This window comes from Microbacterium sp. 2RAF4 (assembly GCF_052115285.1).
GTDB classification, from domain to species: Bacteria; Actinomycetota; Actinomycetes; order Actinomycetales; family Microbacteriaceae; genus Microbacterium; species Microbacterium oxydans.
Genome location: NZ_JBFRGI010000001.1, coordinates 114837 through 134124, shown reverse-complemented (window position 1 = coordinate 134124; position 19288 = coordinate 114837). Strand labels below are relative to the sequence as shown.

Genomic DNA, 19288 nt, shown 5'->3' with positions numbered 1-19288 from the left:
GAACCACCGACATCCAGGGGCCGACGACTCAGCCCATGACGTCGCAGGTCAGGACGGGAGGAGCTCAGCGGCCTCCGCGGGTGCCTCCCACCACTCGAGCTCGCGATACCGCTTGAACCACGACACCTGTCGACGGGCGTATCGACGCGTGAGCGCCTGAGTCTGCGCGATGGCCTCGTCCTGCGTGAGACGGCCGTCGAGCTGGGCCAGCGCCTGCGCATAGCCGATGGCGCGTGGCGCTGTTCCTCCGCGCTCGAGCCCACGGGAGCGAAGCTCCGCAACCTCATTCAGCAGGCCGTCGGCCCACATGCGCTCGACCCTGGCGTCGAGGCGCTCCACCAGCGCGGGGCGATCGACCCGCAGTCCGATCAGTCTTGTGCGCGGGTGCCACAGCACGGGCGTATCAGGCAGCGCTGCACCATGGGTCGCGCTCCCCTGTTCGAGCACTTCGAGAGCGCGGATGACGCGGCGGGGGTTGCGCGGATCGACACGGTCGGCCGCTTCGGGATCCAGCGCGCGCAGCCGCTCGAGCATGACCGCGGCTCCGAGCATCTCGAACTCCTGCTCGAGGCGCTCCCGCAGCACGGTATCCCGCGGCGGGAAACGGAAGTCGTAGACGACGCTCGACACGTACAGGCCCGAGCCTCCGACGAGGATCGCATCACCCCCGCGGCGGTGGATGTCCTCGACGGCGGCACGCGCGCGGGGCTGATACCAGGCGACAGCCGCGTCCTCATCGACATCGAGCACGTCGAAGAGATGATGCGGGATCCCTCGCCTCTCGGCCGCCGACACCTTCGCTGTGCCGATGTCCATGCCGCGGTAGAGCTGCATGGCATCGGCGTTCACGATCTCGGTCGGGTTCCCTCGGGCGTGCAGCGCCTCAGCCAGCTCTATCGCGAGGTCGCTCTTCCCGGTGCCCGTCGCGCCGACGATCGCCCAGAGGCGAGGTGCGGTCACACGCCGACGCGCAGTGTCGGAAGCCCGAGAGACACAGCCTTCTTCTCGCCGCTGCCGCTGGGAGCAGGAACCGCGCACGACTCCGACTGCGAACGGTCCCAGGCGTCTCCACCGCGCGTGCGACGGATCTTGAGAGGCGCTCCCGTCGGGTCGTCTGCGAGCAGGTGGAACGGGGCTCCATGTGTCACCGTCACGGTGACGACGTCTCCTGGACGAGGAAGGTCCGACCCCGGCGTCACCTCGAAGTGCACGAGTCGGTTGTCCTCCGCGCGCCCCGTGAGTCGGTGGGTCTCGGTGTCCTTCTTGCCCTCGCCGGTGGAGACGAGCACCTCGATCTGCCGACCGACCTGCTTCTGGTTCTCCTCCAGCGAGATGCGCTCCTGGAGGGCGATCAGGCGGTTGTAGCGCGCCTGGACGATCTCCTTCGGCACCTGGTCCTCCATGGTCGCCGCAGGCGTGCCTTCGCGGATCGAGTACTGGAAGGTGAAGGCGCTGGAGAAACGAGCCTGCTCGACGACACGCATGGTGTCCTCGAAGTCCTCCTCGGTCTCCCCCGGGAATCCGACGATGATGTCGGTGGTGATGGCGGCGTTCGGGATGCGCGCGCGGACGCGGTCGAGGATCCCGAGGAAGCGCTCACTGCGGTAGGAACGTCGCATCGCCTTGAGGATGCGATCGCTCCCCGACTGCAACGGCATGTGAAGCTGCGGCATGACGTTCGGAGTCTCCGCCATGGCATCGATCACGTCGTCCGTGAAAGCCGCGGGGTGCGGGCTGGTGAATCGGACCCGCTCGAGGCCTTCGATCTCACCGGCCGCGCGCAGGAGCTTGCCGAACGCCTGTCGATCGCCGAACTCGACGCCGTACGAATTCACGTTCTGCCCGAGAAGCGTGACCTCGATCGCGCCGTCCTCGACCAGAAGCCTGATCTCGTTCAGGATGTCGCCGGGCCGACGGTCCTTCTCCTTGCCGCGCAGGCTGGGCACGATACAGAACGTGCAGGTGTTGTTGCACCCGACCGAGATCGACACCCAGCCGCTGTGCGCCGAGTCTCGCTTCGTGGGCAAGGTGGAGGGGAACACTTCGAGCGACTCGAGGATCTCGAGTTCGGCGTCCCCGTTGTGGCGGGCGCGCTCGAGCAGCCCCGGAAGGGAACCCATGTTGTGGGTGCCGAACACGACATCGACCCACGGCGCCTTGTCGAGCACGGCCTGCTTGTCCATCTGTGCGAGGCAACCGCCGACGGCGATCTGCATTCCGTCTTTGCGCCGCTTGACCGACGCGAGGTGGCCGAGCGTGCCGTAGAGCTTGCCTGCGGCGTTGTCGCGGACCGCGCAGGTGTTGATGATCACCACATCGGCTTCCGCACCGTCGACCGCCCGGACGTAACCTGCGCTCTCCAACGAGCCCGAGAGCCGCTCGGAGTCGTGCACGTTCATCTGGCACCCGAAGGTGCGCACTTCATACGATCGCTGTCGTCCGTCGACGTCGACGGCTGCCGACGACGCGCCGATGATCGTCGGTTCGCTGCGCGGGATAGTCATGATCACCCCATTGTACGAGCCGTTTCCGTGCGGAAGCGGCGCCCACTGTTCAGTCGGAATCGACGAACCGCACCCCTGAGGTCGCTCCGCCGAACGAGGCCTCGCGCAGCGCGGCCTTCGCCGCCTTCATGGCGACCGCTCCGTTGTAGCCACGACGAGAAAGCTGCCCCACCAGACGACGGAGCGCCGCGTCGGGGTCGAGTCGAGTCATCGACCGCGCCTTGGTTCGGGCGAACTCCAGCGCGCGTTCGTCATCGTCGTCCGGAAGCTCTTCGAGCGCACTGTCGATGACCTCACGCGGAATCCCGCGCTGAGCGAGCGCGCGAGACAGAGCAACTCTCCCCTGACCCTTTCGCTCCACTCCCGACCTCACGAGGACGCCGGCGAGTGCGGCATCGTCGAGGTAACCGCGACGGCCGAAGTCTTCGATCACATCGCTGATCGCGCCGCCGTCGAGGCCGGCACCTCGCAGCACCTGCCGGGCTTCGGATATCGACAACGACCGGGCTCGCAGCTTTCGCACGAGCGACTCCTCGGCCGCGACACGGATCTCGTCGCGTGACGCGTCATGATCAGTCGCGCCGTCTCCTTCCGTCGCGTCGAGCGCGCGGAGCCGAGGAGCCGACGGCGAGGGATGTGAGCTCCTGGCGCCGGAGGGATCCCGGCGCCCACGCGCCGGGTGACGCTCACTCGGAGTTCCCGCATCGGCGGCTACATCGATGGATGCAGGATCGCCTGGAGGAGAGTCCCAGGTCGTACGCCAGACCGCAGCACCGTCGCCTCGCGGTGATGGCAGTGCCGCTGAGTCGCCACCCTCCGAGGCTGGCGTGGAAGGCGTCGACCCTGGTCTCTTCGCTGTTCCGCCGAAGAGGGGGATGATGGGGGCGATCCGGTCCGGATCGCCCCCACGCGAGTCATTCATCAGGCCGGACGACGCTCTGCGAGCTCATCGGCGGCCGCCGGGGCAGCGGACGGCCCGCCGATGCCGAGCTTCTGCTTGATCTGCGTCTCGATCGCCAGAGCGATGTCGGGGTTGTTGAGCAGGAACGTGCGTGCGTTCTCCTTGCCCTGACCCAGCTGATCACCGTCATAGGTGTACCAGGAACCCGACTTCTTCACGATGGCGTGTTCGACGCCGAAGTCGATCAGGCTGCCTTCACGAGAGATCCCGACGCCGTAAAGGATGTCGAACTCTGCCTGCTTGAACGGCGGCGCCATCTTGTTCTTCACGACCTTGACCCTGGTGCGGTTTCCGACGGCATCGGTTCCGTCCTTCAGCGTCTCGATACGACGGATGTCCATGCGGACCGACGCGTAGAACTTCAACGCCTTACCGCCGGCGGTGGTCTCGGGGGAACCGAAGAAGACGCCGATCTTCTCACGCAGCTGGTTGATGAAGATCATGGTGGTGTTGGTCTGGTTCAGACCACCGGTGAGCTTACGAAGGGCCTGCGACATGAGTCGCGCCTGCAGACCCACGTGCGAGTCGCCCATCTCGCCCTCGATCTCGGCACGAGGCACGAGCGCCGCAACGGAGTCGATGACGATGAGGTCGATGGCTCCGGAGCGCACCAGCATGTCGGCGATCTCGAGCGCCTGCTCACCGGTGTCTGGCTGCGACACCAGGAGCGCATCGATGTCGACGCCCAGCTTCGCGGCATAGTCGGGGTCGAGCGCGTGCTCGGCGTCGATGAACGCCGCGATTCCCCCGGCGCGCTGAGCGTTGGCGATCGCGTGCAGGGTGAGAGTCGTCTTACCCGAGGACTCCGGTCCGTAGATCTCTACGATTCGGCCACGCGGCAGTCCTCCCACGCCGAGAGCGACGTCGAGGGCGATGGAGCCGGTCGGGATGACGGCCACGGGGGCGCGCTCATCGCTGCCCAGCCGCATGACCGAGCCCTTTCCGAACTGGCGGTCGATCTGAGCGAGGGCGGTCTCGAGGGACTTCTCGCGGTCGGCGGGTGATGGCATGATGTGCTCCTTCTGCGCGCGTGATGCCGCCTGTAGGCTGTCGCGGCTCTTCCGGTTGGGAGAAACTCTCCGACAAGGCGTAATGGCTCTTCGGCTTGTTTCCACCGTAGGAGGGACCACCGACATCGGTGCGACGATCTCACATACGGTGCAGAACAAACTCTCTGGACCACTTGTGCAGAAGACTACGCCCGCTTCGAACGGATCTTCGACGACACGCCGCAAATCGTGTGTCGGCTTCCGTAGACAGCGGACGAGGATCGTCGGTCAGCGCCGCCGCGGCTCCTGCCGTCCGACGCCGTGGCGCCTGTCCTCGGGAACGTCCATCTCCGCGCACAGCGCCAACCAGATGTCTCGCGGCGGCGTACCGTCGGCAAGAGCTTCAAGAGCCGTACGCCCACCTATGGCACTGAGGCCGAGGTCGTTGACCAGAGAGGAAGCTCTCAGTCCGAACTCGGTCTCGACGGCGCGAAGGAATTCGCTGCGGCGCATCACCACCCCGTTCGGGGGTCAGTGCAGCGAGAGCTGGGGCTCGACCGACGCCACGAGATCGTCGGGAACGACGTCCGGGAAGACCTGGATGCCCTCGAGCACCGAGATGCGGTCGCCGACCTCGCGCATGATCGTCGAGATGGGGACATCGAGAGCGTCTGCGACGGAGGCGAGAATCTCGCTCGAAGCCTCTTTCTGACCGCGCTCCACCTCGCTGAGGTAACCGAGCGCGACCGACGCCTTACTGGCGACCTGCCGGAGCGTACGCCCCTTCTGCAGGCGGAAGTCCCTCAGCACATCGCCGATTTCCTGTCGTACAAGAATCATCGGAACCTCCTCCCCATGTGTTCGCTCGAGGTCTCCCCCGATGAGACAGCCAGTCTAGTACCCCTGGCGTGCACAGAATCTACTCCTGCACTCTGTGGTTTACGTGTGAGCACATCAGAGACAACCAGCCGAAGGGCTCCGCTATTCCGAGAGCAGGACGAGCATCTCCTGGAGTGCCGCGGCCACGGTCTGCGCCCGGATCGATTCGCGGTCGCCGACGAAGAGGAAGGCCGTGGTCCGCGATGCTGCGGGGGTCACGACGCCGATGTGCACCGTGCCGACGGGCTGCCCGTCCGGAGACTCCGGTCCGGCGATCCCGGTCGTGGACACCCCCACATCCGCAGCCTCGCCGTCGACGCCGACGACGCGTCTGACGCCGTCTGCCATCTCCAGGGCGACCTGCGCATGCACCGGCCCGCATCTCGTCAGCAGATCCTCGTCCACACCCAGCACGGATGCCTTGACCGGCGTCGCATATGCCACGACGCCTCCGAGCAGCGCGGCGGAGGCCCCGGGGACCGCGACGAGATCGGCGCACAGGGCGCCCCCGGTCAGAGATTCGGCCACACCGAGCGTCCATCCGCGACGACCCAGCGCAGCGAGGACCTCGGCAGCCGCCTGACTCATGACTTCCGGCGCGACCCGCGTACCTGCGCCACGACGTAGTCGATGCCGCTCGCCACCGTGAGGACCAGGACGATGAGCATGAGGATGAACGTGATCAACGTCCAGGCGTCGAGACCGATGACGTAGTGCAGCGGGAGGAGTGCCCACCCGAGCGCCACGCCTTGGAACGCGGTCTTGATCTTGCCCATCCAGGCCGCGGCCACGACGTGTTCGCTGGCCACCATGAGCCGATGGATCGTGATACCCCATTCGCGCACCAGGATGATCGCGACGATCCACCAGTTGACCTCGCCCAGGATCGCGAGCCCGATGAAGCCGGCCCCTGTGAGCATCTTGTCGGCGATGGGATCCCAGAGCTTGCCGAAATCACTGACGATGTCGTACCTGCGTGCGAGGTACCCGTCGACCCAGTCCGTCGAGATCCCGACGATGAAGATGACTCCGGCAGCCCAGCGAAGACCCGGGTCGGAGAACCCATAGGTACCACCCAGCAGGAGCAGGACGAAGAAGACGACGGCCAGCGGGATGCGCGCGACCGTGATGGCGTTGGGGAGCTGCCGTGGGATCGCCATCAGTCGCGTCCCGTCAATCCCCAGGCATCTTCGTCGCCCTCAGCTTCCACCTCGGGAAGGCCCTCGTACTGCGCCGCGATCGGGTCATGCGTCTGCGGAAGTGGGGGGACGGGCGGAACCGCAGGCGCAGCAGACGCCGGCGCCGAAGGCGGTGCCGGGACGTCCTCTCCGCGCAGCTTGGCCATCACCTGCGGGAGCTGCTCTGCGGTCGCCAGCACGTCCCGCGCCTTCGACCCCTCGGAGGGTCCGACGATCTCGCGCGACTCGAGGAGATCCATGAGACGACCTGCCTTCGCGAACCCGACGCGGAGCTTGCGCTGGAGCATCGACGTCGATCCGAACTGCGAGGAGACGATGAGCTCGGCGGCTGCGAGCAGCAGCTCCAGGTCATCTCCGATGTCCTCGTCGACTTCCTTCTTCTTGGTCGGCTCCATCGCCTCCTGCACGTCCGGACGGTAATCCGGACGAGCCTGACGGGTGACGTGCTTGACGACCGCGTCGATCTCCTTCTCGTCGACCCACGCTCCCTGCAGACGGAACGGCTTCGATGAACCCATCGGCGAGAACAGGGCGTCACCTTGACCGATGAGCTTGTCGGCACCGGGGCTGTCGAGGATGACCCGGCTGTCCGTGACGCTCGTCACGGCGAAGGCGAGTCGCGACGGGACGTTGGCCTTGATCAGACCCGTCACGACGTCGACGCTCGGGCGCTGGGTGGCGAGCACGAGATGGATGCCGGAGGCACGTGCGAGCTGTGTGATGCGGACGATCGAGTCCTCGACGTCGCGAGGGGCGACCATCATGAGGTCGGCGAGCTCATCGACGACCACCAGGAGGTACGGGTACGGCTTCAGGACACGCTCGCTGCCCACCGGGAGCTCGACCTCGCCCGCGCGGACAGCGCGGTTGAAGTCGTCGATGTGCCGGAAGCCGAACGACGCGAGATCGTCGTACCGCATGTCCATCTCCTTCACGACCCACTGCAGCGCTTCCGCCGCCTTCTTCGGGTTCGTGATGATGGGCGTGATCAGGTGCGGGACGCCGGCGTAGCTGGTCAGCTCCACGCGCTTCGGGTCGATCAGCACCATGCGCACGTCGGCCGGGCGGGCACGCATCAGCAGACTCGTGATCATGGAGTTCACGAAGCTCGACTTACCCGAACCGGTGGAACCGGCCACGAGGAGGTGCGGCATCTTCGCGAGGTTCGCGATGACGATGTTGCCACCGACGTCTTTGCCGACGCCGATCGTCATCGGGTGCGTGCTCTTCTGCGCAGCGGGCGAGCGCAGCACATCGCCGAGAGCCACCATCTCCTTGTCGGCGTTCGGGATCTCGATGCCGATCGCGCTCTTGCCCGGGATCGGCGAGAGGATACGCACGTCGTTCGAGGCCACCGCGTAGGCGAAGTTGTTGCTCAGCTGCAGGATCTTCTCGACCTTGACGCCGTGGCCCACCTCGACCTCGTACTGCGTGACCGTCGGACCACGGGAGAACCCGGTGACCTTGGCGTCGACCTTGAACTGCGACAGCACGCTGGTGATCTGCTCGATCACCTTGTCGGTCGCCTCGGAGCGCATGACGGGCGGCGGGCCTTCGACCAGGAGCCCGGGAGACGGGAGGATGTACGGCGTGACGGGAGCCTGCGGGCCACGGTCGCCCGGACCGTCGGTGCCGAACCCGTCGAGACCGGGGAGTTCCGGCACCTCTCCCGTCTCGGAGGCGTCATCGAGCAGGGCCGTGGTCTGCTGCTCGGCGAGCGAGTCGGCGACCGACCTGACCTCGGACAGCACCTCGGTAGCCGCGTCGTACGGATTCTCGACGACCACCGCCTGGTCGTACGCAGGCGTGGGATCGGAGGTCGTCAGGAGCGCGGTGATGTCGTCGGAATCGAGTGTGCCCTCATCGGGATCCTCTTCGCGGCCGGTCTTGTTCCGGCGCCACCACGGCAGCACGTCGGGGTCATCCGTCTTGTCCGCGTCGTCGATCACCGCGGCGTCCTTCGCCGGCTTCTCCGGGCGCTCCGCGTCGAACATCCACGCGTAGAGGTCTCCGAGACGCGAACCGATGCGATTCGGCGGCGTCTTCGTGAGGATCAGGATGCTGAGCGCTGCGAGCAGCGACAGCACGATGTACGCCGGGATGTCGGTGAGATACGTCAGCGGCTGCCCGACAAGCCAACCCAGCAGGCCTCCCGACTCGCTGAGCGCAGGCATCCCCTGGTTCGGATGCGGGCGGGGCCCTGCCACATGGAAGATTCCCGCGAGCGCGAGGACGAACATGCCGAAGCCGATACCGATACGACCGTTGTCGTGGACGGAGGACGGGTGCCGGAACAGCCACCCGGCGAGCAGCAGGAGCAGCACAGGCATGATGAAGGCCACGCGCCCGACGAAGAGACCCACCGAGTAGGCGCTGATGTTCGCTGCGACCTCGTTGCCGATGAAGAACCACTCGTTGACCGCTCCGAGCACGGCGAGGAGCACGAGGAAGAACGGGAAGCCGTCGCGACGGTCGTCCTTCTCGAGGGTCTCAGGACCGAACGCACGGAAGAGTCCCCCGACTCCGTGCGCCAGACCGACCCAGGCGCGAACGGCGACGGGAGGCTTGTCGGCCTCGTCGATGTACTTCTTGGGAGCGGGCTGGGCCTTGCGAGCGGGCGTGGCCTTGGGAGCCGTCTGCCGCTTGGGGCGCGACGGTGCGCTCGTCGACGCGCTCTCTGTCTTCGTGGTACTCCTGGCCATGCTCTCACGTTACGTCCAACAGGCGACACCGCCCCGTAATGACGCGGCTTTCCACGGATCGGAGAGAGCCTCCCCTACCCCGTGCCGCGAGCCATCGTGTCGCGAGTGGGCCCCTGGCCCACCACGGCGAACCCTTCCGCGCGATACAGATTGCGCGCGAAGTTGTCCCGCTCCACACTCAGGCTGACCCTGGCATGGCCTTGAGACCCGGCGAGCTGCACGATGCCGCGCAGCAGGGACCGACCCACACCCCGAGCACGCCAGAGCGGATGCACGCCGATGATCAGCTCGGGGACGGCGACGCCGATGAAGCCGAATCCGGGCTCATTCTGCGGAAGCACCCGATACCAGGCGGCACCGACCGCGACGTCATCGTCACCCACGGCGACGAGGCCCTCGTCGGACATGCGCTTCCACCCCGCGAGGTAGCGCCGATGCTCCGTCGAGGTCAGCACCTCATGTCGCGGGCGCACTCCCCCGGCTCGCCAGTTCGCCGCCTCGACGAGCATGTCGCCGAGGAACATCGCATCCGTCTGCGACGCCCTGCGAAGCTCGAAGCCCCTGTGCATGACGCGAGCCTAGGCCGACGGTGTTACGTCGGCGTGACGACTACCCGTGAGTGCGAGAGGACCGCACCGCCGTCATGCCTCGATGACGAGCGGCACGATCATCGGGCGACGACGAAGCCGCTGATTCACCCAGCGACCGATCGTGCGTCGCACGACCTGCGACAGCGCATGGGTGTCACGGACACCATTGCCGGACGCCTCTTTGAGCGCGGCGACGATCTTGGGCGTGACGTCGTCGAACACGGAGTCGTCCTCGGCGACGCCGCGCGCATGGATCTCCGGACCCGAGATGATGCGGCCGGTCGTGGCGTCCACCACGACGATGACCGAGATGAAGCCTTCCTCGCCGAGGATCCGGCGGTCCTTGAGGTCGGCATCGGTGATCTCGCCGACGGTTGAGCCGTCGACGTACACGAACCCGAGGTCGAGCTGACCTGCGACCTTCGCGACGCCGCCCTTGAGGTCGATCACGGTGCCGTTCGAGGCGATGATCGTGTTGTCCTCGGGCACCCCGGTGTCCTGCGCCAGCTTGGCGTTCGCGATGAGATGGCGGTACTCGCCATGGACCGGGAGGACGTTCTTCGGCTTCAGGATGTTGTAGCAGTAGATGAGCTCGCCGGCGGCGGCGTGCCCGGAGACATGCACCTTCGCGTTCGCCTTGTGCACGACGTTGGCGCCCAGTTTGGTCAAGCCGTCGATCACGCGGTACACCGCGTTCTCGTTGCCGGGGATGAGGCTGGACGCGAGGATGACGGTGTCGCCCTCGCTGATCTCGATCGCGTGGTCCATGTTCGCCATCCGGCTGAGCACGGCCATCGGCTCGCCCTGCGAGCCCGTCGACATGTAGACGATCTGCTCGTCGGGCAGGTCCCGTGCCTTCTTGAAGTCGATCAGGACGCCGTCCGGCACCTTCAGGTAGCCGAGCTGCTCGGCGATCGTCATGTTCCGCACCATGCTGCGTCCGAGGAATGCGACGCGGCGCCCGTTGGCGTGTGCGGCATCGATCACCTGCTGCACGCGGTGGACATGGCTGGAGAAGCTGGCGACGATGACGCGACGCGGCGCCTTCGCGATCACCTGATCGAGCACGGGGCCGATGGAGCGTTCCGTCGGGGTGAAGCCGGGCACGTCGGCGTTGGTCGAGTCGACGAGGAACAGATCCACGCCCTCTTCCCCGAGGCGGGCGAACGCACGCAGGTCGGTGATCCGGCCGTCGAGCGGAAGCTGGTCCATCTTGAAGTCGCCGGTCGCCAGGACCATGCCGGCGGGAGTGCGGATGGCCACGGCCAGCGCGTCGGGGATGGAGTGGTTGACCGCGACGAACTCCAGGTCGAACGGACCGACCCGCTCCTCCTGCCCCTCCTTCACGGTGAGGGTGAAGGCCTTGATGCGGTGCTCCTTGAGCTTCGCCTCGACCAGCGCGAGAGTGAGCCCGGAGCCGATCAGGGGGATGTCGCTCTTCAGGCGCAGGAGGTAGGGCACTGCGCCGATGTGATCTTCGTGGCCGTGTGTGAGCACGACGCCGACGATGTCGTCGAGGCGATCGCGGATGGGCTCGAAGTCCGGGAGGATCAGGTCGACGCCCGGCTGGTGCTCCTCCGGGAAGAGCACACCGCAGTCGACGATCAGGATCTTCCCGTCGTACTCGAACATGGTCATGTTGCGACCGATCTCTCCGAGCCCGCCGATCGGGATGACCCGCAGCGTCCCTTCGTCGAGAGCGGTCGGTTCTACCAGGGGAATGGACATGCTGTCTCCTCAGTCGGACACTCCGCGCGTCCGTTCGTTCATGGCGACGCGACTCAGCGCGTCGTGCCGTGCACCTTCGGCAGGGCACCGCCCGCGGCCGCATTGCGGTCGGGACGGAAGTTCGAGAAGTCGGCACCGGGAACGTCTTGGACGAGGTCGAGCTCATCCTCGATGAGTGCCGCCTCCCATTCCTCGGGACCGACCAGGGGAAGTCGGACGCGCGGACTCGAGATGCGACCGAGCCCGTGCAGGATGTACTTGGCCGCGACGGTGCCAGGCACATGCGTCATCACGGCGCGGACGAGCGGCTCGAGCCGCTTGTGCTCCGCCGTGGCCGTGGCGAGGTCTCCCGCGTTCACCGCGTCGATGATCGTTCGGTACGGCGCCGCGGCGACGTTCGCCGTCACGCCGATCAACCCGGTCGCCCCGATCGCGAGGTGCGGCAGCACGTTCGCGTCGTCGCCCGAGAAGTACATGAGGTCGGTCTGGTTCAGCACCCGGCTCACCTCGGAGAAGTCGCCCTTGGCATCCTTCACGGCGAGGATGTTCGGGTGCTTCGCCAGACGCAGGATCGTCTCGTACTTGATCGGCACACCGGTCCGGCCAGGGATGTCGTACAGGATCACCGGGAGATCGGTGGCATCGGCCACCAGACGGAAGTGTGTGAGGATGCCCGCCTGCGTCGGCTTGTTGTAGTACGGCGTGACGATCATGATGCCGTCGGCGCCGGCCTTCTCACTGGCCTTGTAGAGCTCGATCGCGTGCGCGGTCTCGTTCGACCCGCCACCCGTGATGATCTTCGCCCGACCCGCGGAGACCGACTTGCCGACCTCGACGAGCTTGAGCTTCTCGGGGTCCGTCAGAGTCGAGGTCTCGCCGGTCGTTCCCGTCACGACGATGCCGTCCGCTCCCGCGGTGATCACGTCATCGATGTGCTTCTCGACGGCGGGCCAGTCGACTTCGCCGTCGGCCGTCATCGGAGTGACGAGCGCGACGAGAACCTGTCCGAAGGGGTTGCCCGAGTGCGTCATAGACCCAGCGTATCGGTTCGGCCGCCGGTCATGCGGACGCGGAGACGCGGATGACGTCCCCGCGGGCGACGTCGTTCTTGCCCGCCAGGAGCACCCCGACCATGTCGCCGACCCTCGCCTCGTTCGCGCGCTTGCGGAACATCTCGATGCCGGTGATCTCGGTCGTCGACAGCGTGGCACCGTCACGGATGACCGAGACCGCGTCTCCGACGCGGACGACACCGCGGCTCACCTTCCCCGTGGCCACGAGACCGCGGCCGGTGATCCTGAACACGTCCTCGACGGCGACCTCTCCGGCGCCGGCCTCACCGCCGACCGTCATGGGTGCAGCGGTATCGGCGGAGATCCCCGAAGTGAGGTCCGCGAGGCGAGCGGCCTCCGCGGCGTTGTACTCCCGAAGCATCTCATCGGCACCCTGCGCATCGCGCTTTCTCCTGAACCAGCCCATGCACCGATCGTACGGACCCGAGGCGCTCCGCCGTACGCTCGAGGGATGGGTTGGCTCACACGAAGCACCGAGACGAAGTACGAGAACGCGTGGATCCGTGTGCGAGAGGACCGGATCGCGGGGCCCTCAGGCGACGAGGGCATCTACGGTGTCGTCTCCATGCAGCATCCGGCCGTGTTCATCGTCGCGATGGACGAAGACGAGCGCGTGTGCCTGGTCACGATCGACAGGTACACCGTCGGCACGAGCATCGAGGTCCCGGCCGGTGGCAGCGACGGGGAGGATCCGCTCGTCGCGGCCCAGCGCGAGCTTCGCGAGGAGACCGGGTTCGAAGCGGCCGACTGGACACCTCTCGGCGGCATGCTGGCGCTGAACGGCATCGCCGAGGCCCCGGAGCACGTCTTCCTCGCCCGCGACCTCCAACCGATCACGGGCGAAGGCACCTCGCGCGGCGTCTCTGCCGAGACTCAGGCGGAAGAAGGCATCCGCGCCGTCTCCTGGGTGCCGTTCGAGGACGTCCTCACGATGATCGCGGAGGACACCATCACGGATGGCGAGACGATCTCCGCCATCGCGAAAGCGGGGATCCGGCTCGGAAGGTTCCGCTGAACCTCGCGGACCGGCCCGGAAGCGTCGGGTATCAGACCCGGCCGCGACGCACCACACCGGACGTGAGCGAGCTCGGCAGCACGCGCGTCAGAGCGACGATGGCCTTGTATCGCAGCGACGGCACCGACACCGACCTGCCGAGGGCCGCATCGCGAAGACCGACCCTGACGACGTCGCGCGCATTCAGCCACATGATGTCGGGAACGCCCTCCTGACCGACCGGCAGCCCCATCCGCTCGTGGAACGACGTGTGGGTGAAACCCGGGCACAGCGCCGTGACGGAGACCCCGTCCCTCCCGTACTCGGCGTTGGCCCAGCGGCTGAAGCCGATGAGCCATGCCTTGCATGCGGAGTACGTCGAGCGCGAGATGAATCCCGCGACAGAGGCGACGTTGACGATGCGCCCGCCCCGACCGCGCATGGACTGGAGCGCCGCATGCATGAGCCGCATCGGTGCCTCCACATGCAGCCGCAGGTGACGGACCTCATCGTCGATGTCGTTGTCGGCGAACTGCAGGGGCAGGCCGAACCCGGCGTTGTTCACCAGAAGGTCGACAGGGTCCGTGGTGTCGCGCAGCCTCTCCGCGACCTTCTCGACTCCCCCCTCTTCCGCCAGGTCGGCGGACACGATCTCGACCGCGACCCCGTACTCGCTCCGCAGTTCCGCCGCCAGCTTCTCGAGGGCGCTCTCCGACCGCGCCACCAGGATGAGGTCAGCCCGCCGTCGCGCGAGCTGACGCGCGAACTCGGCGCCGAGCCCCGCGCTCGCTCCGGTGATCAGTGCGGTGGGCATCAGCGCTCGTATCCCAGGAAGCGATACCGGACGCCGGTGCGCGAGGTGTGCCACTCCCCCTCGTCGACCAGGCGCCAGCCCTTCTTGTCCGGGGCGTACGCGTCGCCGGCGACGTCGAGGTCGAGCTCGGTGACCTCCAGGCGGTCCGCATCGCCGATGACCTGTCGGAAGATCTCCGCACCCCCGATGATCCATGCCCGGTCGAGTCCGCGGACCGCCTCGGCGACGGTCGCCGCGCGACGCGCACCCTCTTCGGACCAGTCCTGCTGCCGGGTCACCACGATGTTCTCGCGACCGGCGAGCGGACGGAAGCGCCCGGGGAGAGAGTCCCAGGTCTTGCGCCCCATCACGACCGGAGCGCCGAGGGTGACCTCCTTGAAGTGAGCCAGGTCCTCGGGCACATGCCACGGCATGCCGCCCTCCGCGCCGATCACTCCGCCGTGCGCTTCGGCCCAGATCAACCCCACCCAGGTCATACCGCTACCGCCGCCCTGATCGGCGCGTGGTGCTGGTAGTCCTCCACGATGAAATCCTCGTAGCGATAGTCGAGGATCGACTCGGGTTTCCGCGCGAAACGCAGCGTCGGGTATGCGTAGGGCTCACGGCTCAGCTGCTCGCGCACCTGCTCGACGTGGTTGTCGTACACGTGGCAGTCGCCGCCGGTCCAGACGAAGTCGCCCGGCTCGAGCCCCACCTGCTGAGCGATCATCAGTGTGAGAAGCGCGTAGGAAGCGATGTTGAACGGCACTCCGAGGAACATGTCCGCGCTGCGCTGGTACAGCTGGCAGGAGAGCTTGCCGTCGGCGACGTAGAACTGGAACAGCGCGTGGCACGGTGCGAGCGCCATGTCGGGGATGTCGGCGGGGTTCCATGCTGAGACGATCAGCCGCCGCGAGTCGGGCGAGCGGCGGATCTGCTCGATCACCTCGGAGAGCTGGTCGATGCTGCCGCCGTCTGGCGTCGGCCAGGAACGCCATTGCACACCGTAGACAGGGCCGAGGTCGCCGGATTCGTCCGCCCACTCATCCCAGATCGTGACGCCGTTCTCCCGAAGCCACCCCACGTTCGAATCCCCCTGCAGGAACCAGAGGAGCTCATAGGCGATGGACTTGAAGTGCACGCGCTTGGTCGTGATGAGCGGGAACCCCTTTGACAGGTCGAAGCGGATCTGTCGCCCGAAGACGCTCGTCGTGCCGGTGCCGGTGCGATCGGACTTGTGCGTGCCGCTCTCCAGGACGTCTCGGAGGAGATCTTCATAAGGAGTCGGGACGGCTGCGCTCATGACAGCCACGATACCGCCACCCTCACCCTGCCGGGCGGAGGAGCGCGCTCCGGGACATCGCCGTCATCGTCGGAAACATCAGCCCCTGGCACCCTGGAGCGGCATATCCTCGACCCATGTCTCCCGCCCTGGCCCTCGGCGTCGCCGCTGCACTGCTCGTGCTCGCGACCCTCATCGGCGTCGTGCTGCGACGCCGCGACGGTCGACGACGCGACGGCGGCACGCTTCGCTTCGATCCCGCGGATGCCGCCTCCGCCGAACTCGGGTCCCGGGCGACCCTGGTGCAGTTCAGCACCGAGATGTGCGCGCGGTGCCCGCAGGTGCGGAGGCTGCTCGGCGCATATGCCGCCGAGCACGAGGACCTCCGTCATGTGGAGGTGGATCTGACTCACCGTCCCGACCTCTCGACCCGCTACAAGGTGCTCCAGACACCGACCACCTTCGTCGTGGACGGGTCGGGTGCCGTGCGCGCGCGATTCCACGGTGTCCCCCACCGGCACGCCCTCGCCGACGCCCTCTCGACCGTCTGAGCCGAAGAATCGGAGCATCCATGAGCAATCCCGCCGGCATCGACCCCCGAGGCCCCCGATTCGCCGCAGCGATCACCGCCGTACTGCTGCTGGTGACGACGTTCCTGGCACTGACGGGGCTATCCACCGCGCGGGCGGGTGCCGCGTCCTTCGGCTGGTTCGCGTATCAGCCCCTTGCCGACGCCACATTCGTGCCGACGGGGTGGGCGATCTCCTCCGCTTCCCTCGCACAGCGCGCTCTCGATCCCGGCTTCCTCCTCGCTTTCGTCGTCGCCCTGCTGTTCCTCTGGGGTGTGGTGTCACCGCGGACGGCTCCCTGGAGCGCGCTCTTCCGTGCGGCGGTGGGACCGCGTCTCGCTCCGCCCGCCGAACTCGAAGATCCTCGCCCTCCGCGCTTCTCGCAGGGTGTCGGGCTCTTCGTCGTGGGCATCGGTCTGGTCCTGCATCTCCTCGGCGTTCCCTGGGCTCTGCCGATCGCGACGGCTGCGGCTTTCGTGGCGGCCTTCCTCAACGCGGCATTCGCCTTCTGCCTGGGCTGCCAGCTCTACCTCGTGCTGCAGCGAGCCGGGCTCATCGGCAGAACTGCGGCCACCTGAGGCTGTTCCCCGCCCGTCCGCCGCTCGGTAGGCTGGCGACCAGCCGACGCTGCGCCCGCAGTGCGAGAACCGGAGGAATCATGCCTGTCACCAGCGAAGCCACCACCACCTGGACCGGGTCGCTCATGGAGGGATCGGGCACGGTCGCATTCTCATCGTCCGATCTCGGTACTTTCCCGATCAATTGGAAGGCGCGCAGCGAGGGCAGCGACACCACCACGACGCCCGAGGAACTCATCGCAGCCGCGCATGCGTCGTGCTTCAGCATGGCCCTCTCCCACGCCCTCGCCGAGAACGGCACGCCACCGGAGCGCGTCAACACCACGGCGTCGGTCACGTTCAAGCCGGGCGTCGGCATCACCGGCAGCCACCTCAACGTCAATGCGACGGTTCCGAACCTCACGCCGGAGGCGTTCCAGGAGATCGCGAACGGAGCCAAGACCGGCTGCCCGGTGTCTCAGGCGCTCTCCGGGATCGACATCACTCTGGAGGCGACACTCGCCTGATCACGGGGCGAAGTTCCTTCCGGAACCAGGGTCAGCGACGCGAGAGCCGGATCGCCTCGCGAATGCTGGCCCTGGCGTCTTTCCGGCGGCCCGCCGCGTCCTGGACCACTCCCAGCCGATAGCGCGCCCGCCAGTCGTCACCCGCCGCATCCGCTTCCGCGGCATACCGGGCGATCAGGGGATCGGCGTCCGCGCGGGCGATCCTCCCGCTGGGGGTCAGTTCCGTCTCGACCGGCGGCATCCCGCCCTCTGCATCGAGAAGACGTCCCAGACGATCGGCGCCGAAGCCGAACATCATCTCCCGGACCAGCGCCCATGCTCCGATCGGTGCCAGCACGAGCAGGGTGACCCCCATGCCGATGGACACACCGGAGCCGACCGAGATGAACATCACCGCGAGCCAGATCGCGACAGCGAGATAGACGAGCAGCGCCGCAGCCATCAGCGCGACGCCGATACGCGACATCACGATCGGATGCCGATGTCGATCATGTGCTCGAGACCCACGAACACGCCGTCGGCATTCAGCGCGAAGGGCACGGCGAGCCGAATTCCTGGGCCATAGGCGAGCGCCGAGTCCACTGTGTCGTGTGTGAAGGTGAGCGACTCGCCCGGGCCGGAGAGGATGACTTCCTGCTTCGCGATGACCCCGGGGCGCCGCAGCGAGTGGATGGGCACGCTGCCGACCTGCTGCCCCCTGGCACGCTGGTCCGCATGCGGTGCGCTGACGGGGCCCTGCTCCGCACGCGCGGTCGCGATCAGTTCCGCGGTCCGCACGGCCGTTCCGCTCGGGGAGTCGATCTTGGTCTCGCGGTGCGCTTCGATGATCTCCGCCGAGCCGAAGAAGGGGGCGGCGGCTGCCGCCAGTGCAGACCCGAGGACCGATCCGAGAGAGAAGTTCGGGATGAAGACGGCACCGGTGCCGGCGGACTCGACGAGAGGACGTACGAGCGCGATCCGCTCCGCTGACCAGCCCGAGGTCGCGACCAGCACGTTGATGCCGCGTTCGACGGCTGCGCGTACCACCTCGATGCTCACCTGCGGCGTCGAAGCATCGACGACCAGGTCCGCACCGTCGATCTCCGCGAGATCGCTGGAGGAGGTCAGCACACGGCTCACCTCGAACCCGTCGAGCTCATCGATCACCGCACCGATGATCGTGCCGAGCTTCCCGGTTCCGCCGACGAGTGCTACCTGCGTGGTCATGCATCCAGTCTATTTCGCGGCCGACAGAGCACGGTCGGGGGCGCGCGGGCGAACGCCTCGGATTCCACGACGCTACGGAGGCGCCTCAGGTCAGGGCGCTCAGACCAGCAGCGCGTCGGGGATCCCGGTGCGCAGTTCCACTGGAAGGTGGCCGGTGTCGTTGTGAGTCAGCAACGTCCACGGCCGCCCCTGCTTCTGAGCGATCACCGTCAGCCCGCAATGGGACTGGTTCAGGGTCATCCATCGCCACTCCGGTGCGGCGAGGACCTCCCGCACGAACCAGGAGATCACGAAGTTGTGCGTGATCAGCACCTCGTGCACGTCTCCGGTCTTGCGCACCAGGAACTCGTTGACGGCATCGGACATCTGCGCCCGCCCCGCCTCGATCTCGGCCTCGGTGACAGAACCGAAGAACGGCTCGAACACGGAAGGAGTCTCCTCCGTCATCCCGGTCGGGACGCAGTCGAACAGCAGCGCGGTGGGCTCGGGATCCACCGACGGCAGACGGGCCGCGATCGCCCGCGCCGTCTCGTTCGCGCGCAACAACGGGGAATGCCAGACAGCGTCGAGCGGGAGCCCGGAAAGCCGATCCGCGATCAGTTCCGCCTGACGCTGTCCCCTCGGCGAGAGGGGTCCGTCTGCAAGACCGTACTCGGCATCCTGATGTTCACCGTGCCTGACCAGATATATGTAGTGCGTCACAAATCGCTCGCTTCATCGCCAGCATCCGCCGGA

General features: G+C 67.1%; 23 protein-coding genes. 4 read left to right on the top strand and 19 right to left on the bottom strand.

The genetic code is table 11. From position 1 onward, the window contains the following. Positions 1-48: 48 nt before the first annotated feature. The 13 genes from miaA to AB4070_RS00590 form a co-directional block, all read right to left on the bottom strand. Complete coding sequence (gene miaA / locus AB4070_RS00650) at positions 49-960, bottom strand: tRNA (adenosine(37)-N6)-dimethylallyltransferase MiaA (protein ID WP_441978478.1); 912 nt, start codon at positions 958-960, stop codon at positions 49-51. Then, a complete protein-coding gene (gene miaB, locus AB4070_RS00645) occupies positions 957-2504 on the bottom strand; it encodes a tRNA (N6-isopentenyl adenosine(37)-C2)-methylthiotransferase MiaB (protein WP_441978477.1) in 1548 nt (515 codons plus the stop codon). Before miaB ends, miaA begins: the two co-directional genes overlap by 4 nt. A 49-nt stretch (positions 2505-2553) precedes the next feature. Then, entirely contained in the window at positions 2554-3027 is a 474-nt protein-coding gene (locus AB4070_RS00640) for a regulatory protein RecX (RefSeq protein WP_441978476.1), read from the bottom strand. A gap of 398 nt (positions 3028-3425) precedes the next feature. Further along, positions 3426-4475, bottom strand: coding sequence for a recombinase RecA (gene recA, locus AB4070_RS00635; RefSeq protein WP_061017554.1), 1050 nt, complete (start codon positions 4473-4475; stop codon positions 3426-3428). Positions 4476-4742: 267 nt separating this feature from the next. Then, positions 4743-4967 carry a DUF3046 domain-containing protein gene (locus tag AB4070_RS00630; RefSeq protein WP_441978475.1) on the bottom strand — a complete coding sequence of 75 codons (225 nt, stop codon included), beginning with the start codon at positions 4965-4967 and terminating at the stop codon, positions 4743-4745. 18 nt (positions 4968-4985) lie between these two features. After that, positions 4986-5294, bottom strand: coding sequence for a helix-turn-helix domain-containing protein (locus AB4070_RS00625; protein WP_026049981.1), 309 nt, complete (start codon positions 5292-5294; stop codon positions 4986-4988). A gap of 141 nt (positions 5295-5435) precedes the next feature. Beyond that, the gene (locus AB4070_RS00620) at positions 5436-5921 is read right to left on the bottom strand and encodes a CinA family protein (protein WP_441978474.1); all 486 of its coding nucleotides are present in this window, start codon (positions 5919-5921) and stop codon (positions 5436-5438) included. Next, entirely contained in the window at positions 5918-6493 is a 576-nt protein-coding gene (gene pgsA, locus AB4070_RS00615) for a CDP-diacylglycerol--glycerol-3-phosphate 3-phosphatidyltransferase (protein ID WP_441978473.1), read from the bottom strand. Before pgsA ends, AB4070_RS00620 begins: the two co-directional genes overlap by 4 nt. Beyond that, positions 6493-9234 (bottom strand): DNA translocase FtsK 4TM domain-containing protein, encoded by a 2742-nt coding sequence (locus AB4070_RS00610; protein WP_441978472.1) that lies wholly within the window; start codon positions 9232-9234, stop codon positions 6493-6495. Before AB4070_RS00610 ends, pgsA begins: the two co-directional genes overlap by 1 nt. A gap of 74 nt (positions 9235-9308) precedes the next feature. After that, positions 9309-9803: a GNAT family N-acetyltransferase gene (locus AB4070_RS00605; RefSeq protein WP_441978471.1), complete on the bottom strand. Its 495-nt coding sequence runs from the start codon at positions 9801-9803 to the stop codon at positions 9309-9311. Between the two features lie 72 nt (positions 9804-9875). Further along, positions 9876-11552 (bottom strand): ribonuclease J, encoded by a 1677-nt coding sequence (locus AB4070_RS00600; protein ID WP_058630532.1) that lies wholly within the window; start codon positions 11550-11552, stop codon positions 9876-9878. A gap of 53 nt (positions 11553-11605) precedes the next feature. Further along, positions 11606-12583, bottom strand: a complete 978-nt coding sequence (gene dapA / locus AB4070_RS00595) for a 4-hydroxy-tetrahydrodipicolinate synthase (protein WP_046748321.1) — start codon at positions 12581-12583, stop codon at positions 11606-11608. Between the two features lie 28 nt (positions 12584-12611). Further along, positions 12612-13031: an EF-Tu/IF-2/RF-3 family GTPase gene (locus AB4070_RS00590; RefSeq protein WP_441978470.1), complete on the bottom strand. Its 420-nt coding sequence runs from the start codon at positions 13029-13031 to the stop codon at positions 12612-12614. Positions 13032-13076: 45 nt separating this feature from the next. On the opposite strand from AB4070_RS00590, the gene AB4070_RS00585 reads away from it, so the two are divergent. Further along, complete coding sequence (locus AB4070_RS00585) at positions 13077-13640, top strand: NUDIX domain-containing protein (RefSeq protein ID WP_441978469.1); 564 nt, start codon at positions 13077-13079, stop codon at positions 13638-13640. A 31-nt stretch (positions 13641-13671) separates the two neighbouring features. Here AB4070_RS00585 and AB4070_RS00580 read toward each other — a convergent pair whose 3' ends face one another. Genes AB4070_RS00580 through AB4070_RS00570 form a run of 3 tightly spaced genes read right to left on the bottom strand, consistent with a single transcriptional unit; the run spans position 13672 to position 15715 of the window. After that, a complete protein-coding gene (locus AB4070_RS00580; protein ID WP_441978468.1) occupies positions 13672-14433 on the bottom strand; it encodes an SDR family NAD(P)-dependent oxidoreductase in 762 nt (253 codons plus the stop codon). After that, positions 14433-14909: a dihydrofolate reductase gene (locus tag AB4070_RS00575; protein ID WP_441978467.1), complete on the bottom strand. Its 477-nt coding sequence runs from the start codon at positions 14907-14909 to the stop codon at positions 14433-14435. The genes AB4070_RS00580 and AB4070_RS00575 overlap by 1 nt, the downstream gene beginning before the upstream one ends. Continuing rightward, entirely contained in the window at positions 14906-15715 is an 810-nt protein-coding gene (locus tag AB4070_RS00570; protein WP_282846874.1) for a thymidylate synthase, read from the bottom strand. The genes AB4070_RS00575 and AB4070_RS00570 overlap by 4 nt, the downstream gene beginning before the upstream one ends. A 116-nt stretch (positions 15716-15831) precedes the next feature. Here AB4070_RS00570 and AB4070_RS00565 point away from each other — a divergent pair, with 116 nt between their 5' ends. From AB4070_RS00565 to AB4070_RS00555, 3 genes are all read left to right on the top strand, one after another. Continuing rightward, on the top strand, positions 15832-16245 hold the full coding sequence (locus AB4070_RS00565; protein WP_441978466.1) for a thioredoxin family protein: 414 nt from the start codon (positions 15832-15834) through the stop codon (positions 16243-16245). Positions 16246-16265: 20 nt separating this feature from the next. Beyond that, a complete protein-coding gene (locus AB4070_RS00560) occupies positions 16266-16841 on the top strand; it encodes a DUF4395 family protein (RefSeq protein ID WP_441978465.1) in 576 nt (191 codons plus the stop codon). Positions 16842-16921: 80 nt separating this feature from the next. Next, positions 16922-17347 (top strand): OsmC family peroxiredoxin, encoded by a 426-nt coding sequence (locus tag AB4070_RS00555; RefSeq protein WP_441978464.1) that lies wholly within the window; start codon positions 16922-16924, stop codon positions 17345-17347. A gap of 31 nt (positions 17348-17378) precedes the next feature. Here the strand turns inward: AB4070_RS00555 and AB4070_RS00550 are convergent, their stop codons facing one another. From AB4070_RS00550 to AB4070_RS00540, 3 genes are all read right to left on the bottom strand, one after another. Next, positions 17379-17813: a hypothetical protein gene (locus tag AB4070_RS00550; RefSeq protein WP_441979018.1), complete on the bottom strand. Its 435-nt coding sequence runs from the start codon at positions 17811-17813 to the stop codon at positions 17379-17381. After that, complete coding sequence (dapB, locus tag AB4070_RS00545; protein ID WP_441978463.1) at positions 17813-18553, bottom strand: 4-hydroxy-tetrahydrodipicolinate reductase; 741 nt, start codon at positions 18551-18553, stop codon at positions 17813-17815. The genes AB4070_RS00550 and dapB overlap by 1 nt, the downstream gene beginning before the upstream one ends. 99 nt (positions 18554-18652) lie before the next feature. Continuing rightward, the gene (locus AB4070_RS00540) at positions 18653-19255 is read right to left on the bottom strand and encodes a histidine phosphatase family protein (protein ID WP_046748311.1); all 603 of its coding nucleotides are present in this window, start codon (positions 19253-19255) and stop codon (positions 18653-18655) included. Positions 19256-19288 lie beyond the last annotated feature (33 nt).

Excerpts from the sequence above, each read along its gene's own strand:
- dapA (WP_046748321.1), bottom strand. The coding sequence starts at position 12,583 with ATGACGCACTCGGGCAACCCCTTCGGACAGGTTCTCGTCGCGCTCGTC.
- AB4070_RS00580 (WP_441978468.1), bottom strand. The coding sequence starts at position 14,433 with ATGCCCACCGCACTGATCACCGGAGCGAGCGCGGGGCTCGGCGCCGAG.
- dapB (WP_441978463.1), bottom strand. The coding sequence starts at position 18,553 with ATGACCACGCAGGTAGCACTCGTCGGCGGAACCGGGAAGCTCGGCACG.
- AB4070_RS00630 (WP_441978475.1), bottom strand. The coding sequence starts at position 4,967 with ATGCGCCGCAGCGAATTCCTTCGCGCCGTCGAGACCGAGTTCGGACTG.
- AB4070_RS00560 (WP_441978465.1), top strand. The coding sequence starts at position 16,266 with ATGAGCAATCCCGCCGGCATCGACCCCCGAGGCCCCCGATTCGCCGCA.
- AB4070_RS00605 (WP_441978471.1), bottom strand. The coding sequence starts at position 9,803 with ATGCACAGGGGCTTCGAGCTTCGCAGGGCGTCGCAGACGGATGCGATG.
- AB4070_RS00610 (WP_441978472.1), bottom strand. The coding sequence starts at position 9,234 with ATGGCCAGGAGTACCACGAAGACAGAGAGCGCGTCGACGAGCGCACCG.
- AB4070_RS00555 (WP_441978464.1), top strand. The coding sequence starts at position 16,922 with ATGCCTGTCACCAGCGAAGCCACCACCACCTGGACCGGGTCGCTCATG.
- miaB (WP_441978477.1), bottom strand. The coding sequence starts at position 2,504 with ATGACTATCCCGCGCAGCGAACCGACGATCATCGGCGCGTCGTCGGCA.
- recA (WP_061017554.1), bottom strand. The coding sequence starts at position 4,475 with ATGCCATCACCCGCCGACCGCGAGAAGTCCCTCGAGACCGCCCTCGCT.
- AB4070_RS00565 (WP_441978466.1), top strand. The coding sequence starts at position 15,832 with ATGTCTCCCGCCCTGGCCCTCGGCGTCGCCGCTGCACTGCTCGTGCTC.
- AB4070_RS00570 (WP_282846874.1), bottom strand. The coding sequence starts at position 15,715 with ATGAGCGCAGCCGTCCCGACTCCTTATGAAGATCTCCTCCGAGACGTC.
- AB4070_RS00620 (WP_441978474.1), bottom strand. The coding sequence starts at position 5,921 with ATGAGTCAGGCGGCTGCCGAGGTCCTCGCTGCGCTGGGTCGTCGCGGA.
- AB4070_RS00575 (WP_441978467.1), bottom strand. The coding sequence starts at position 14,909 with ATGACCTGGGTGGGGTTGATCTGGGCCGAAGCGCACGGCGGAGTGATC.
- AB4070_RS00550 (WP_441979018.1), bottom strand. The coding sequence starts at position 17,813 with ATGTCGCGTATCGGCGTCGCGCTGATGGCTGCGGCGCTGCTCGTCTAT.
- AB4070_RS00625 (WP_026049981.1), bottom strand. The coding sequence starts at position 5,294 with ATGATTCTTGTACGACAGGAAATCGGCGATGTGCTGAGGGACTTCCGC.
- AB4070_RS00585 (WP_441978469.1), top strand. The coding sequence starts at position 13,077 with ATGGGTTGGCTCACACGAAGCACCGAGACGAAGTACGAGAACGCGTGG.
- AB4070_RS00590 (WP_441978470.1), bottom strand. The coding sequence starts at position 13,031 with ATGGGCTGGTTCAGGAGAAAGCGCGATGCGCAGGGTGCCGATGAGATG.
- pgsA (WP_441978473.1), bottom strand. The coding sequence starts at position 6,493 with ATGGCGATCCCACGGCAGCTCCCCAACGCCATCACGGTCGCGCGCATC.
- AB4070_RS00600 (WP_058630532.1), bottom strand. The coding sequence starts at position 11,552 with ATGTCCATTCCCCTGGTAGAACCGACCGCTCTCGACGAAGGGACGCTG.